Source organism: uncultured Paenibacillus sp., assembly GCF_963515335.1.
Lineage (GTDB): Bacteria > Bacillota > Bacilli > Paenibacillales > Paenibacillaceae > Paenibacillus_I.
The window spans coordinates 133,827-148,108 of record NZ_CAUPYC010000001.1; the positions used below are offsets into that span (position 1 = coordinate 133,827).

General features: G+C 58.6%; 13 protein-coding genes. 2 read left to right on the forward strand and 11 right to left on the reverse strand.

Annotation, left to right across the window (positions count from 1 at the left end):
* Positions 1 to 28 precede the first annotated feature (28 nt).
* The 3 genes from mdh to citZ form a co-directional block, all read right to left on the reverse strand.
* Entirely contained in the window at positions 29 to 970 is a 942-nt protein-coding gene (mdh, locus tag RWM61_RS00630) for a malate dehydrogenase (RefSeq protein WP_313996206.1), read from the reverse strand.
* Positions 971 to 1,237: 267 nt separating this feature from the next.
* Complete coding sequence (gene icd, locus RWM61_RS00635; protein ID WP_313996209.1) at positions 1,238 to 2,530, reverse strand: NADP-dependent isocitrate dehydrogenase; 1,293 nt, start codon at positions 2,528 to 2,530, stop codon at positions 1,238 to 1,240.
* Positions 2,531 to 2,656: 126 nt separating this feature from the next.
* Positions 2,657 to 3,769, reverse strand: coding sequence for a citrate synthase (gene citZ, locus RWM61_RS00640; protein WP_313996211.1), 1,113 nt, complete (start codon positions 3,767 to 3,769; stop codon positions 2,657 to 2,659).
* Positions 3,770 to 4,237: 468 nt separating this feature from the next.
* On the opposite strand from citZ, the gene RWM61_RS20155 reads away from it, so the two are divergent.
* Positions 4,238 to 4,312 (forward strand): putative holin-like toxin, encoded by a 75-nt coding sequence (locus RWM61_RS20155; RefSeq protein ID WP_399537602.1) that lies wholly within the window; start codon positions 4,238 to 4,240, stop codon positions 4,310 to 4,312.
* A gap of 343 nt (positions 4,313 to 4,655) precedes the next feature.
* On the forward strand, positions 4,656 to 6,179 hold the full coding sequence (locus RWM61_RS00645; RefSeq protein ID WP_313996214.1) for a Ppx/GppA phosphatase family protein: 1,524 nt from the start codon (positions 4,656 to 4,658) through the stop codon (positions 6,177 to 6,179).
* Here RWM61_RS00645 and ppk1 read toward each other — a convergent pair.
* From ppk1 to RWM61_RS00685, 8 genes are all read right to left on the reverse strand, one after another.
* A complete protein-coding gene (gene ppk1, locus RWM61_RS00650; RefSeq protein WP_313996217.1) occupies positions 6,176 to 8,239 on the reverse strand; it encodes a polyphosphate kinase 1 in 2,064 nt (687 codons plus the stop codon). The genes RWM61_RS00645 and ppk1 overlap by 4 nt on opposite strands.
* 158 nt (positions 8,240 to 8,397) lie before the next feature.
* A complete protein-coding gene (locus tag RWM61_RS00655) occupies positions 8,398 to 8,817 on the reverse strand; it encodes an FxsA family protein (RefSeq protein ID WP_313996220.1) in 420 nt (139 codons plus the stop codon).
* A gap of 18 nt (positions 8,818 to 8,835) precedes the next feature.
* A complete protein-coding gene (locus RWM61_RS00660) occupies positions 8,836 to 9,312 on the reverse strand; it encodes a thioesterase family protein (protein WP_313996223.1) in 477 nt (158 codons plus the stop codon).
* A 99-nt stretch (positions 9,313 to 9,411) separates the two neighbouring features.
* Complete coding sequence (gene pyk, locus RWM61_RS00665; RefSeq protein WP_313996226.1) at positions 9,412 to 11,166, reverse strand: pyruvate kinase; 1,755 nt, start codon at positions 11,164 to 11,166, stop codon at positions 9,412 to 9,414.
* Positions 11,167 to 11,332: 166 nt separating this feature from the next.
* Positions 11,333 to 12,337: an acetyl-CoA carboxylase carboxyltransferase subunit alpha gene (locus RWM61_RS00670; RefSeq protein ID WP_313996229.1), complete on the reverse strand. Its 1,005-nt coding sequence runs from the start codon at positions 12,335 to 12,337 to the stop codon at positions 11,333 to 11,335.
* Entirely contained in the window at positions 12,337 to 13,194 is an 858-nt protein-coding gene (gene accD, locus RWM61_RS00675; protein WP_313996232.1) for an acetyl-CoA carboxylase, carboxyltransferase subunit beta, read from the reverse strand. The genes RWM61_RS00670 and accD overlap by 1 nt, the downstream gene beginning before the upstream one ends.
* Positions 13,195 to 13,309: 115 nt before the next feature.
* The gene (locus RWM61_RS00680; protein WP_313996235.1) at positions 13,310 to 13,498 is read right to left on the reverse strand and encodes a glutamate decarboxylase; all 189 of its coding nucleotides are present in this window, start codon (positions 13,496 to 13,498) and stop codon (positions 13,310 to 13,312) included.
* A 184-nt stretch (positions 13,499 to 13,682) separates the two neighbouring features.
* On the reverse strand, positions 13,683 to 14,183 hold the full coding sequence (locus RWM61_RS00685) for a phosphatidylglycerophosphatase A (protein WP_313996238.1): 501 nt from the start codon (positions 14,181 to 14,183) through the stop codon (positions 13,683 to 13,685).
* Between the last annotated feature and the right edge of the window lie 99 nt (positions 14,184 to 14,282).

Genomic DNA, 14,282 nt, shown 5'->3' on the forward strand with positions numbered 1-14,282 from the left:
GGTCTTGCAAGCGGTGCTTCCACCTGTACTAACCGGTGATGACTTTAATTACGTTGCGTACCGATTGGGCCGACTTGTCGAGAGCGGCTTTCTCTTCCGCCGTCAGCTCAAGCTCGAATACCTTCTCGATGCCGTCGCCGCCCAGGATCGCCGGTACGCCCATGAACAGGTTGTCGTAACCGTATTCGCCTTCCAGCAGCGCAATGACCGGGATGATCCGCTTCTTGTCCTTGAGGATCGCTTCCGTCATTTGGACGAGCGATGCGGCCGGCGCGTAGTAGGCGCTGCCGTTGCCGAGCAGGTTGACGATCTCGCCGCCGCCCGTCCGCGTGCGTCGCACGATCGCCTCGATGCGCTCCGCCGGGATCAGCTTCTCGATCGGAATGCCGCCGACGTTGGAGTAACGAACGAGCGGAACCATGTCGTCGCCGTGGCCGCCGAGCACGAAGCCGCGCACGTCTTCAACGGAAACGTTCAGCTCCTGCGCGATGAACGTGCAGTAACGGGCCGTGTCGAGCACGCCGGATTGGCCGATGACGCGGTTTTTCGGGAAGCCCAGCGTTTCGTTGGCCACATAGGTCATCGCATCAACCGGGTTGCTCAGGATGATGACGTAAGCATTCGGGCTGGTCGCTTTGATATTCTCGCAGACCGACTTTACGATGCCGGCGTTCGTGTTCACGAGGTCGTCGCGGCTCATGCCCGGCTTGCGCGCGATGCCCGCCGTGATGATGACCACGTCCGAGTCAGCCGTGTCTTCGTAGCTGGACGTGCCGATGATGTTGGCGTCCACGCCTTGCACCGGCGTCGATTCCAGCATGTCCAGCGCTTTGCCCTTCGTCGGGTTTTCCAGCTGCGGGATGTCGACGAGAACGACGTCGCCCAATTCCTTTTGCGCCAGCATGAGCGCGGTCGTCGCGCCCGTAAAGCCTGCACCCACGACGGTGATCTTATTACGCTTGATCGCCATGATTATTCCATACCTCCAATCACGAAGTGAATTCCCGGCTCATCGGCCGCTCTATCGTTATAAGCGTGGTGTAAGGGTTGTCCTGAAAATGGCCCGGCCATCGAGGAGGCAGCGTGTCCCCCGGAAAGTTTACGTCCTGCCTCTTGAACTCGTGTCATAACCATAAAATCTAACCAAAGTGACACGGGGGCAACAGCGGGTGGAGGGGGATACGACTGCCGGATCGAGGGCTTTTCGGGCCGCTTTGTTCGGACAATTCCCTTTAAACTACATGTTTTTGATAACTTGATCGGCGAACTCGGAGCATTTCACTTCCGTCGCGCCTTCCATCAGACGGGCAAAATCATAAGTAACCGTCTTGTTGTTGATCGACGTTTCCATGCCCTTGTAGATCAGGTCGGCCGCTTCCTGCCAGCCCAGATGCTCGAGCATCATGACGCCGGACAAAATGACGGAGCCTGGATTCACGACGTCCTTGTCCGCATACTTCGGAGCCGTGCCGTGCGTAGCCTCGAAGATCGCGTGGCCGGTCAGGTAGTTGATGTTGGCGCCCGGCGCGATGCCGATGCCGCCGACCTGCGCAGCAAGCGCGTCGGAGAGGTAGTCGCCGTTCAAGTTCAGCGTCGCGATGACGTCGAAGTCCGTCGGACGGGTCAACACCTGCTGCAGGGCGATGTCGGCGATCGCGTCCTTCACGATGATTTTGCCTGCCGCTTCGGCATCCTTCTGCGCCTGGTTCGCAGCGTCCGTGCCTTTTTCTTCCTTGATGCGGTCGTATTGTCCCCATGTGAAGGTCTTGTCCGCGAACTCGGTTTCAGCCACTTCGTAGCCCCAGTTCTTGAACGCGCCTTCCGTGAATTTCATGATGTTGCCCTTGTGAACGAGGGTGACCGATTTGCGGCCGTGCTTGATCGCATATTCGATCGCGGCGCGGACGAGACGCTTGGAGCCCTCGGACGATACCGGCTTGATGCCGATGCCCGACGTTTCCGGGAAACGGATCTTTTTGACGCCCATTTCCTGCTGCAGGAACTGAATCATCTTTTTCACTTCCGCAGAGCCTTCCGCGTACTCGATGCCTGCGTAGATGTCTTCCGTGTTCTCGCGGAAAATGACCATGTTGACCAGCTCCGGACGCTTCACCGGCGAAGGCACGCCGTCGAAATAACGAACCGGACGCAAGCAGGTGTACAGGTCAAGCTCCTGGCGCAGCGCCACGTTCAGCGAGCGGATGCCGCCGCCGATCGGCGTCGTGAGCGGGCCTTTAATGGCCACGATATATTCGCGGATCGCGGTCAGCGTGTCGTTCGGCAGCCATTCGCCGTATGTATTGAACGCTTTCTCACCGGCGAACACTTCGTACCAGGCGATTTTCTTCTGCCCGCTGTAGGCTTTCTCCACAGCCGCGTCCAGCACGCGCTTCGATGCGCGCCAAATGTCGCGGCCCGTTCCGTCGCCTTCGATGAAAGGCACGATCGGGTTGTTGGGCACTTGCAGCACACCGTTGTCAATCGTAATTTTGTCGCCTTCGGTCGGCAGGGCGAATTTCTCGAGTTGCATAGTAAGTATTCCTCCTTTGATTTGGGTAAACATAGCGCGACGGGGCCGGATGGCACAGCGCCGGCTGAAGCGGCGCGTGCATGCGGCAACCCGTCAGATTGCGGTTTCGGTTGGCGGATCGGCGGATTAGCGTTGTTCGATCGGTACGAACCGGTTGTTCGTCGGACCGGTATACTCGGCGCGCGGGCGAATGAGACGGTTGTTCTCGAACTGCTCGAGAATATGGGCCGTCCATCCCGAAGTGCGGCTGATCGCAAAAATCGGCGTAAACAGGTCGCGCGCGATACCAAGCGTAGTATACACCGAAGCGGAGTAGAAATCGACGTTCGGCTTCAGGCCTTTTTGGCCGGTTACGAGCTGTTCGATTTTCACGGACATTTCGTACAGCTCCATATTGCCCGTCAGCTTGCCCAGCTCGCGGGACATGTGCTGAAGATGCTTGGCGCGCGGGTCGCCGTTCTTATATACCCGGTGGCCGAAGCCCATAATCTTTTCCTTGTTGGCCAGCTTCTCGTTGATGTACGGCTCGACCTTGTCGAACGACCCGATCTCGTCGAGCATGACCATGACGGCTTCGTTCGCTCCGCCGTGCAGCGGCCCTTTGAGCGCGCCGATCGCGGACGTAACGCCGGAATAAATGTCGGAGAGCGTAGCGACGGTGACGCGCGCGGCGAAGGTCGAAGCGTTCAGCTCGTGATCCGCGTGCAGAACGAGCGCCTGGTCCAGCGCTTTCACCGCAACTTCGTCGGGCTCCTGTCCGGTAAGCATGTACAGGAAATTATAGGCGATCGTGGCGCCGGCCTGCGGAGCGAGCGGTTCCTTGCCGTCGCGAATGCGGGCGAAAGCGGCGACGATCGTCGGAATTTGCGCTTGCAGCTTGATCGCTTTCAGCACGTTCGCTTCAGGCGTCATGTCGTTCGCGTCCTTGTCGTACAGAGCAAGGCTGGAAACGGCGGTGCGGAGCGCGGCCATCGAATTCGTATCCGAAGGATACAGCTTCATCTGCTGAATCACTTCCGCCGGGATGGCGGCGTTTGCGCTCAATCGGTCGATCAGGCCCTTTAATTCGGACGAGGTCGGCAGCTTGCCGTACCAGAGCAGGTAGGCCGTCTCTTCGAAGGTTGCATGCTCCGCGAGCTCGTCGATGTTGATGCCGCGGTAAGTCAGCACGCCGTCGATGATGGAGCTGATCGATGAAGTCGTGGCGACGATGCCTTCAAGACCTTTGGTTGCTGTCATTTCACTCTCTCCTTTTGGACGTTCCCGCGGTCGGCCTTCAGTTCAGCGTAATGCGAAAACGCATACTTTTAACGTCAAGGTTCCCATCGCATTCGTCGATAATCCGTTTCGGTGCGGCTTGATCGGATAACATTCCTCATAATCATAAAGGATTTTGACCATGTTGTGAACAAAATCGGGCATAAAAATGCTTTATCGCCCACATAATTATTTTTACTCGCGCCGTCATTATGTATAGAAATTTGCCTAATATGATTGAATATTCTACAGCTTCCAATCGACAGAACCGTGGCGCGATCGATAGGCCTCACATGTTCGTCATGCGATTCTCTTCAAGAAGAGTGTCTTGTCGACATGGCCAATCTAAAATATAAATTCTGTCCATCAGCCAAATTATGCTGTAACAACCAGGCAATAGAATGGCTTGAGGGCGGTCGGATAATCCTCCAAGAATGGAGGATGATGCCTATGACAGTATTCGAGGCTTTATCGCTAATGATTGCATTTGCGACACTCGTATTACTGCTCAATAAACGGAAATAGACCGCCCCCCTGGTAAGGTTCGGTCTATTTCTGACTGCTTTATCCGATAGCCACCGCCCTTAAAAGCGGCTATTGCGCCGGGGGTCGTGTTCGCGCACGGCTCCCTTTGCATTGTACGCATTTCCTGCCTTTAATATAACACAGAGCGTGCTAAAAATAAAATATGCAAAAACGGCGTTCTTAGAAATTGTATATTTTATTGGTGCCGGCCGCAGCTGACAATTTCACATATGCCTCATATATTTTACCGTTCCTTGTCAAACTACAATCCCGCCCGCCGAAGTGGTAAAATGGCAATAATCATCGGAGCGAACGACAGCCGGGAACGGAGGCATACAGCACTATGGAACAGCAGCGCATGGGCATTATCGACATCGGCTCGAACTCGATCCGTCTCGTCATTTACGAGCGGACGCCGCAAGGCGCTTACCGCGTCATCGACGGCAGCAAGCAAGCGGGCCGCCTCAGCGAGCAAATCGACGGCGATGGCAAACTGAACGAAGCGGCCGTGGACAGGCTCGTCGGCACGCTTCACCGCTTCCGGCTGCTATGCTTCCTCCACAAGACGGACCGCATCCGCGCTGTGGCGACCGCCGCCATCCGCAATGCGGCCAACCGCGAGCATGTACTGCAACGCCTGGCCAAGGAAACCGGCTTGATGGTGGAACCGCTGTCCGGCAAGGAAGAAGCCGCGTACGGCTTTCTCGGCATGATCAATACGATGGAGGTGCGGGACGGCTTCCTGATCGACATCGGCGGCGGCAGCACCGAGCTGTCCCTTTTTCGCGGCCGCGAGCTGATTCGCAGCGTATCCTTCCCGTTCGGGGCCGTGAACTCGAGCCGGCGTTATGCGGAGAAGGGCAATCTGGACGACAAGTCTTTGTCCGAGCTCGAGTCGGTGCTGCGCAACGCGATCGAAGCCGAGCCCTGGATCCGCGAAGCGGCCGGCCTGCCGCTCGTCGGGATCGGCGGAACGGTGCGGACGCTCGCCAGGATGCATCAGGCGCAGATCAAATACCCGCTGCCCCAAACCCATAACTATGTCATGCGGCCGGAGGATACCGAGGCCTTGTTCGCTTCGCTGCGCGGGCTGCCGCTTGAAAAGCGCAAAAAAACACCCGGCCTCTCCAAGGACCGGGCGGATTTGATCGTGCCGGGCATCGCCATTCTCCGGACGTTCTTCCGGACGTGCCGGGCCGATCGCTATTTGATATGCGGCGCCGGCCTGCGGGACGGCTTGTTCTTCGACCTGGCGCTGCCCTCGGGAGGCCGCCTGGACGATCCGCTCGACTACAGCATCGCGAACATCGGCGCTCTGTATCCCGATGCGCCGCAGCCGCACGTCGACCAGGTCAACCGCCTGGCAGCCGCCTTGTACGACGAGCTCGCCCCGCGCTATCCGCTCGGCGGCGAAGCGGCCTGCTGGCTGAACGTCGCCTCCAGGCTGTTCCGGATCGGCGCCGGCATCGATTATTACCAATATGCGAAGCACACCTTTTATTTAATGGTCAACTCGCACCTGAACGGCCTCTCCCACCGCGGCATTCTCATTTCCGCGGCGGTCGCCTCCTATAAGAACAGGAGCGGGGCGCGCCAGCTTCATCATGCTTACAAACCGATTATGGACGATGACGATTTGGAAGCCGTCTATCGGCTCGGCACGCTGCTGCAGCTTGCCGTCGCGCTCGACCGCAGCGAATCGCAGCCGTTCGAAGGGCTCGAGGCCGACATCCGGTCGAATAAGCTGCTGCTGCGGCCGATCGGGCAGAACGGTCCGATGACGATGGAGCGCTCCGAAGTGGACGCTTTGGCGGACGATTTCAGGAAGGTGTGGGGCTTGACGCCGGTGCTCGAGAACGGGCGCTAGACGGGCTCCTTCCAGGTGGTGATGTCCTGCAGCGCGAACTGGCTGCGGAACGGAGGCAGCACGTTGTCGACCCGGGCGTACGAACCGTTCGGCTGCAGCTCGCGGGCTTTCACGTTATCGCGCAAATTGGAACGCAGAATATTGATCACGCTGCGCTTCAAATTCGGATCGAACACCGGGCACATCAGCTCGATGCGGCGGGTGAGGTTGCGCGTCATCCAGTCCGCGCTGGAGAGAAACACCTCTTCCTGCCCGCCGTTCCGTACATACAGCAGACGGGAGTGCTCCAGGAAGCGGTCGACGATGCTGATGACGCGAATATTGTCGCTGCGGCCGGGAACTCCGGGACGCAGGCTGCACACGCCGCGCACGATCAGCTCGATCTCCACGCCCGCTTGCGATGCTTCATAGAGCTTGTCGATCATGTCCTGATGGGAAAGCGAGTTCATTTTCGCGATGATATGCGCGGGCCTGCCGGCGAGCGCGTGCTCTTTTTCCCGGTTGATGAGCTCGAACAGCCGGTCGCGCAGGCCGCTCGGCGCAACGGCGACGGCTTTCCATTCATAGGGCGCGGAATAACCCGTAATCTCGTTGAATAAAGCGGACGCGTCGGCTCCGATAACCGGATGGGACGTAAACAGGCCGACGTCCGTGTACAGCTTGGCCGTATTGCCGTTGTAATTGCCCGTCCCGACATGAACGTACCGGCGCAGCCGGTTCGTCTCGCGCCGGACGACCAGCAGGATCTTGGCGTGCGTCTTGAGGCCGACCAGGCCGTACACGACATGGCAGCCGGCTTTCTCCAGCTGTCTGGCCCACGCGATGTTCCGCTCCTCGTCGAACCGCGCCTTCAGCTCGACGACGACGGTTACCTGCTTGCCGGCCTCGGCAGCCTTCGCGAGCGCCTGCACCAGCGTCGATTGGCCGCTCACCCGGTATAAGGTCATCTTGATCGCCAGCACATCCGGATCGTCGGCCGCCTGCAGCAGAAAATCATTGACCGCGTCGAACGATTCGTACGGATGATGGACAAGCACATCCCGCCCGCGCAGCACCTCGAACATGTCCTCCGTCTCCTCAAACTCGACCGGATACACCGGCGTAATCGGCGGGTAGCGGAGGCTTTCCTTGCCGGGCAGCGAGCCGGCGAACTTCATCAGGCTGCTTAAATCGAGCGGGCCGTCGATCTGGATCACATTTTCCCCGATTTCGAGCTCCTCTTGCAGGACCGAAAGCGCGTAAGGGTCCATCCCTTTGGCGATCTCCAGACGGACGGGAAGCCCCCGGCGCCGCTTGCGCAGCTCCTTCTCAATTTCCTCAATCAAATCCTCCGCGCCTTCCTCGTTGAGCGTCAAATCCGCGTTGCGCGTCAATCGGAACGGGCTGACGGAGATCGCTTCATAGCCGTTGAAAAGCGTGTCGATATGCTTTTCGATCAGCTCCTCAAGCAGCACGAATTCGATTTTCTTGCTGTTCTTGCGGCCCGGCACCTCCACGAAGCGCGGCAGAATGGAAGGCACCTGCACGATCGCGAAGTAAGGCTCCTCCTCGGCCGGATCTCCCTCCTGCCGCAGAAGCACCGCCATGTAGAGCTCCCTCGTATGTACAAGCGGAAACGGACGGCTTTGGTCGAACGCCATCGGCGTCAGCACCGGGAAAACGATCTCGGTGTAATACTCCTCCATCGCTTTCTCCTGGGCAGCGCCCAAATCCTCAATGGGGCGAAGCACGATGCCTTCCTTGGATAGTCCCCGCATGACGTCCCGATACGTTTTATACTGATCCGCCACCATTTCCGACGTCCGTTTCATAATCCGTTTCCAGAGGCCGGCCGGCGTGTAGCCGGTGAAATCGACCTTCTTGAAGCCGGCTTTGATTTGATCCTGGATACCCGCGACTCGCACGCTCATGAACTCGTCCAGATTCGACGATACGATCGCCAGAAATTTCGCCCGTTCCAGAAGCGGAGTGTCCGGATCCTGCGCCTCCGCCAGCACCCGCCGGTTGAATTCGATCCAACTCAAGTCACGATTGACATATTGGGACAACTCTCTCGACATCGACGATCCTCCTTCTGCATCTGTCCCCATTATGCGGCACAATTGTTCGCGCACCGTTAACGTTTTGTAAATCGGCGAAAAAAGGTAATCTGTCCTTGGCGTGAACCGCCCGTTTGAAGATGCTCGCCGGCAGCGGCAAAAGGCTCCGGCCTGCAGGATTAACGGCGGCGGATGAGCAAAGATCCGTCGCGCATTTTTTTCTCCAGCCATGCGAGCATGAGCGAGCGGTAAAAACGCCGGGTCGGAGGCAGCAGAAGCGTGATGCCGACGAGATCGGTAAGGAAGCCCGGCGACATCAGCAGGATGCCGCCGGCCAAGATGCACAAGCCGTCGAGCAGCGTTCTTCCGGGTATTTGGCCCGCTTGCGTCTGCCGCTGCGCTTCGGTCCAGGCTTTGCGCCCTTCCCGCCGCATCAGATAAGCGCCGGCGACGCCGCCCAGCACCATCAGCAGGAACGTCGCGGCCCCTCCGATCCAGCCTCCCATCGCAACGATGCTCCAGATTTCCAGGGCCGGCACCACGATAAACGCGGCGGCCATCCATTTCCCTTTTCCTCTGCGGGTTCTGTACGATGCCATATGCTCGTTAACCCCTCCTTAGGCGTGATCCGGATGAAGCTTTTCCAGCAGGGCAAAAAGCTCCGGGTCGGCTTTATTCAGCCTGACCGGTCTCCACTCGCGGTTTAGCCATACGTGCTTCGTGCCGCCGCGGACGAGCACTTCACCGGGCAGGCCGCTTTCGTCGGCCGCGGTTGCCGGCCATCGTTCATCGTCCGTTACCCGCCGGATTTGCGACTCGAACGACAGGCGGACGGCGGACAGTTCGCCGATGCGCGTGCACACGACCACGAGATCGTCGTAGCGGGCCGGCTTGCCGAACGAGGCTTGCAGCTCGGTAACCGGCAGCAGCAGGCCGCGCGCTTCGATGTCCTTGTATGCGACTCCCGCATGACGGATAAATTCGCTTCGCCCGATCTCGAACCAGTTCATGTAATTGATATGATAGACGACCGCCATCCGGTCGGTTTCCTGATAGCGGACGCGCAGCGGATGCACGTGCCAATGCGAAGCCATGATCCTCCCCCTCTGTGCATGGCGGTAAGCAAAAAAGTAAGCAAAAGAGCGACGGTGAAAGCACCATCGCTCCGTTCGTTGTCTCGTGTGCAAAGCGGTTTACAGGACGCTGGCTTGTCCGGTGTAGATGAACCCGTGCTCCGCGTACAGCGTCACTTCCATGCCGTCCTTCAACAGCTTCGTAGCGTTGCCCACGCCAAGAATGACCGGGATTCCGACATTCAGGCCGACGACGGCCGCATGGCTCGTAATGCCGCCCTGCTCGGTGATGACCGCGGCCGCTTTCTCGATAGCCGGCATATATTCGCGATCGGTCGACACCGTGACAAGAATCGCGCCTTTCGTCGTTTTGGCGATCGCTTCTTCCGGCGTGCGCGCTACAACCACTTTGCCGGTTGCCGCCTGGCTGCCGATGCCCTGGCCTTTGGCCACGAGATCGCCGACCGTGTGAATTTTGATCAGGTTCGTCGTTCCGGAAAGTCCGACCGGCACGCCGGCCGTAATGACGACCGTGTCGCCCAGACGGACAAGCCCGGTGCCGATTGCGCCGTTCACGGCGATATCGAACATCTCGTCGGTCGTGGAAGCCGATGTGCCGTGCGCAGGGATAACGCCCCACACAAGCTGCAGCTTGCGCATCACCTGCTCGACCGGCGTAACCGCGATGATCGGCGACTTCGGACGGTACTTGGAAATCATGCGGGCCGTATAGCCGCTTTCGGTGGATGTAATGATCGCGCTCGCATTCAGGTCCAGCGCGGAATTGGCCACCGCCTGGCTGATCGCTTCCGTAACGGATGTCTGCTGCGCATTGGCCTGCTTCGTGAAAATCTCGCGATAATGCAAGGCGGATTCCGCACGCTCGGCGATGCGGGACATCGTCAGCACGGACTCTACCGGATATTTGCCGGCAGCCGTCTCGCCGGAAAGCATGATCGCGTCGGTGCCGTCGAAAATCGCATTCGCGACGTCGCTCGCTTCCGCGCGCGTCGGACGCGGGTTGCGCTGCATCGAGTCCAGCATCTGGGTCGCGGTAATGACCGGCTTGCCTGCGCGGTTGCATTTCTCGATCATCGTCTTCTGAACGAGCGGCACCTCTTCGGCGGGAATTTCCACGCCGAGGTCGCCGCGCGCCACCATCAAGCCGTCGGACAGCTCGAGAATTTCATCGAGGTTGTCTACGCCTTGCTGGTTCTCGATCTTGGAAATGATCTGGATGTGGGAAGCGTTGTGACGCTCCAGCAGTTCGCGGATTTCCAGCACGTCGCTCGCTTTGCGGACGAACGACGCGGCGATGAAGTCAATGCCCTGCTCGATGCCGAAAACGATGTCGTTCGCATCCTTCTCGGTAATGCCCGGCAGCGAAATATGTACGCCCGGCACATTGACGCCTTTCTTGCTCTTGATCGGGCCGCTGTTGACGATCCGGCACTTGATTTCCGTGCCCTGCACGTCAACGACGGTCAAACCGATCAGGCCGTCGTCGATCAGAATCGTCGAGCCGACCTTCACATCCTGCGGCAGGTTGGCGTACGTGACGGGAATCCGGTTGCGGTTGCCTAAAATCTCTTCGGTCGTCAGCACGATATAATCGTCCTGGACGAGCTCGATCGGCTCCTCGGCCAGCTTGCCGAGTCGGATTTCCGGACCTTTCGTGTCCAGCAGGATCGCAACGGTCTTGCCGAGCTCCTTGCTCGCCTGGCGGATATTTTTGATCCGGTTGCCGTGCTCCTCGAAATCGCCGTGGGAAAAGTTCAGGCGCGCGACATTCATGCCGGCCATGATCAGCTTTTTCGTGTTTTCGAGCGATTCGCTGGACGGGCCGATGGTACATACGATCTTCGTTTTACGCATAGGTTGGTTTCCTCCGTTTATCTATTGCACCTACATTAACACCTTAAATAAAAGTACACGAAACGCCGTGTCCTGTACAGTGCGATTTGTCGCATTTCATCGTTTTTTGCGGCGCCGCTTCATGAGACGCTTCATTCCTCCGGCGAAGTCAAGCTTGCTGTTACGGTTAAAGCGGAGCCGACTCGATCGGTTCCTCGGCCGCTTCGGTCTCGGCGTGCCGCGTGGCGAACACGCCGATTTTGCGGAACTTCCGGTATCTGTCCTCGATCAACTGCTCGGGCGACATCGCCGACAATTCCCGAACGTGGCGCCATATCGCATCCTTGACCGCTTCCGCCTGCCGCGCGAGATCGCGATGCGCGCCTCCTTGCGGCTCGGGGATGATCTCTTCCACAATGCCGAATTCCTTCAAATCCTCGGCCGTTATTTTCATCGCTTCCGCGGCCTGGTCGGCCTTCGAGGCGTCCTTCCATAGAATGGACGCCGCTCCGTTGGGCGAAATAACCGAGTATATCGCGTTCTCAAGCATCAGCACGCGGTTGCCGACGCCGAGAGCCAGGGCGCCGCCGCTTCCGCCCTCGCCGATCACGACGCAAACGACGGGCACGCCAAAGGTCGCCATCTCGCGCAGATTGCGCGCGATCGCCTCCGATTGCCCGCGCTCCTCGGCCGTGTTGCCGGGGTAAGCGCCCTTCGTGTCGATGAAAGTGATGATCGGCCGCTTGAACTTGTTCGCCTGCTGCATCAGCCGCAGCGCCTTCCGGAACCCTTCCGGATGCGGGCTCCCGAAGAAACGGGCGATATTATCCTTCGTGTCCTTGCCCCGCTGATGCCCGATGACCGTCACCGGCATACCGTTCAGCTTCGCCAGGCCGCCGACGATCGCCAGATCGTCCGCAAACAGCCGGTCGCCGTGAAGCTCGATGAAGTCGGTGAACACCTCACCGATGAAATCAAGCGACGTGGGCCGCTGGTGGTGACGGGCGAGGTGCATTTTTTGAGCCGGCGTCAGCTCGCTGTACAGCTCTTCCTCGAGCTGCTTGCAGCGCTGCTCCAGCCGTGTGATCTCGTCGGAGAAATCGATGCCCTTCTCCTGGCCGAACTGCTTGAGCTCGTCTATTTTTTTGCGAAGCTCGGAAAGCGGCTTCTCGAATTCCAATCCGCCCGCCATCAGGCCTTCCCCCCCGTTGTAACGTGCATATCCAGCAGCTTGGTCAATGTCGCCTTCATGTCCTTGCGGTGGACGACCTTATCGAGCTGTCCGTGCTGGAGGTTGAATTCGGCCGTTTGGAAATTGTCGGGCAGCTTCTGGCGTATCGTTTGCTCGATGACGATCCTTCCGGCAAATCCGACGAGCGCCCCGGGCTCGGCCAAATTGTAGTCGCCGAGACTTGCGAAGCTTGCCGTGACGCCGCCCATCGTCGGATCGGTCAGCACGGAGATGAACAAGCCGCCGGCTCCCTGGAACTTGGCCAGGGCCGCGCTTGTTTTGGCCATTTGCATTAGGCTCAGAATGCTTTCCTGCATTCTCGCGCCGCCGGATGTCGAGAAAATGACGACCGGCATTTTGCGTTCATGCGCATGCTCGATCGCGCGCGTAATTTTCTCGCCGACGACCGAACCCATGCTGCCGCTGAAAAACGCAAAATCCATCACGGCCGCGACAACGGGAAAACCGCCGATCGTCCCCTCGCCGGTAACGACGGCATCCGGCAAGCCCGAATTTTTCTTCTGCTGCTCAAGCTTCGCGGCATAGCCCGGAAAACCGAGCGGATCTTCGGACAGCATGTCCGCGTCAAACTCGTCGATTCGCCCTTCATCCAGCGTTATGCCGATTCGTTCCCAGGCGCCGAGCCGAAAATGATGCCCGCAGGACGAGCACACCTTCAGGTTTTTCTCCAGTTCCTTACTGTATTGAATATTGCCGCATTTCGGGCACTTATTCATGAGCCCTTCGGGAATATCGCGCTTCGGCCGCTCGGAAGGGACCGTGGCGTATTTCTTTTTATGAAATAAATCCTTAAACATCGGGACACCTCTCAGGACGCAAAAGTATTGTGACGTTACGCGGCCGCACGCCTTCCGAAAGGCGCGTCTTGCTTCCGTTCCAAGGGCCGATAACGTCACAACCAGGGGCGGACCGTCAGGAATGAAGGATGGAATTCAGCACTTCCTGCACTTCTTCCAATTCTCCGGAAGGTACCAGTATCTCGTACTGCTGTTTGGATAGATTTATCGGACGGACCTGCACGAGAAAACCTTCCTCGGTAAGACGTTTCCGGATCGTCTCGGAAATTCTGGCCGTAGGAGCGATATAGATGACCGTCCACATGAATGGTACCCCCTAAAACAGTCGGAATGAGGCTTTTATATTGTCATAATGATAGCACAAGTCTTCTTGAAACCGCAACGTATGCGGCTTTGCGCAAGCGGCGGGAAAGCCACCTGAAGCCTTGAACGGCAAGCCTTCCGGCGTTCGGCGAGCCGTTCGTCGGCCGTCTGGTCCGGGCTTGCGGTCAGGGCTGTTCGGGCAATTGATAATTCCGTGCCCGGGGATCCTTGTGAGCGATGCGCGCGGAAGCGGCAGCCGCCAATCCGGCGACCAGATCGTCCAGAAACACATGGATTTTTCCGCCTTTTCCGTTAAGTCTCCCGATAACCCCGGGCTTCACCTTGTCCAGGTAACCGAAGCTTGTCAGCCCGATCATTCCGTATACGTGGACGATGCCGAGCGCAACCGTTTCATCTACGCCGTACAGCGATTCGTCCGCCTCCATCATTTCCTGCAAAGGCTTGGGCAGCAGCCCGCGCTCCGCGAGCTCGTCAAGCGCAATGCCCGTGTACAGGACATACTGCACCTCTCTTTTGCCCAGCACGGCCCTGACGCTCTCCGCGCATTCGGCCGTCGTCAGCTTGTCGTTATAGGGGCGCTGCAGCTCATGAACGATATCCGCCACCTCTTGAACGGTCACGCCCCGCCGTTCGAGCCATTTCTCCATTGCATCGCTCAACCGCATCCCTCCGTTCGCGCGCCCGGGTCGGGCGCGCCCAGCCATTTGGATAGCTGTGTGTTTCCTAGCTATATGCACGACCGCCGCCGGATGTGCATGAAAATT

Bases quoted from the DNA above. Each gene is read 5' to 3' on its own strand.
- RWM61_RS00645 (WP_313996214.1), top strand. From the start codon at position 4,656: ATGGAACAGCAGCGCATGGGCATTATCGACATCGGCTCGAACTCGATC.
- icd (WP_313996209.1), bottom strand. From the start codon at position 2,530: ATGCAACTCGAGAAATTCGCCCTGCCGACCGAAGGCGACAAAATTACG.
- ppk1 (WP_313996217.1), bottom strand. From the start codon at position 8,239: ATGTCGAGAGAGTTGTCCCAATATGTCAATCGTGACTTGAGTTGGATC.
- pyk (WP_313996226.1), bottom strand. From the start codon at position 11,166: ATGCGTAAAACGAAGATCGTATGTACCATCGGCCCGTCCAGCGAATCG.
- RWM61_RS00670 (WP_313996229.1), bottom strand. From the start codon at position 12,337: ATGGCGGGCGGATTGGAATTCGAGAAGCCGCTTTCCGAGCTTCGCAAA.
- RWM61_RS00655 (WP_313996220.1), bottom strand. From the start codon at position 8,817: ATGGCATCGTACAGAACCCGCAGAGGAAAAGGGAAATGGATGGCCGCC.
- RWM61_RS00685 (WP_313996238.1), bottom strand. From the start codon at position 14,183: ATGCGGTTGAGCGATGCAATGGAGAAATGGCTCGAACGGCGGGGCGTG.
- RWM61_RS00660 (WP_313996223.1), bottom strand. From the start codon at position 9,312: ATGGCTTCGCATTGGCACGTGCATCCGCTGCGCGTCCGCTATCAGGAA.
- citZ (WP_313996211.1), bottom strand. From the start codon at position 3,769: ATGACAGCAACCAAAGGTCTTGAAGGCATCGTCGCCACGACTTCATCG.
- mdh (WP_313996206.1), bottom strand. From the start codon at position 970: ATGGCGATCAAGCGTAATAAGATCACCGTCGTGGGTGCAGGCTTTACG.
- accD (WP_313996232.1), bottom strand. From the start codon at position 13,194: ATGTTTAAGGATTTATTTCATAAAAAGAAATACGCCACGGTCCCTTCC.
- RWM61_RS00680 (WP_313996235.1), bottom strand. From the start codon at position 13,498: ATGTGGACGGTCATCTATATCGCTCCTACGGCCAGAATTTCCGAGACG.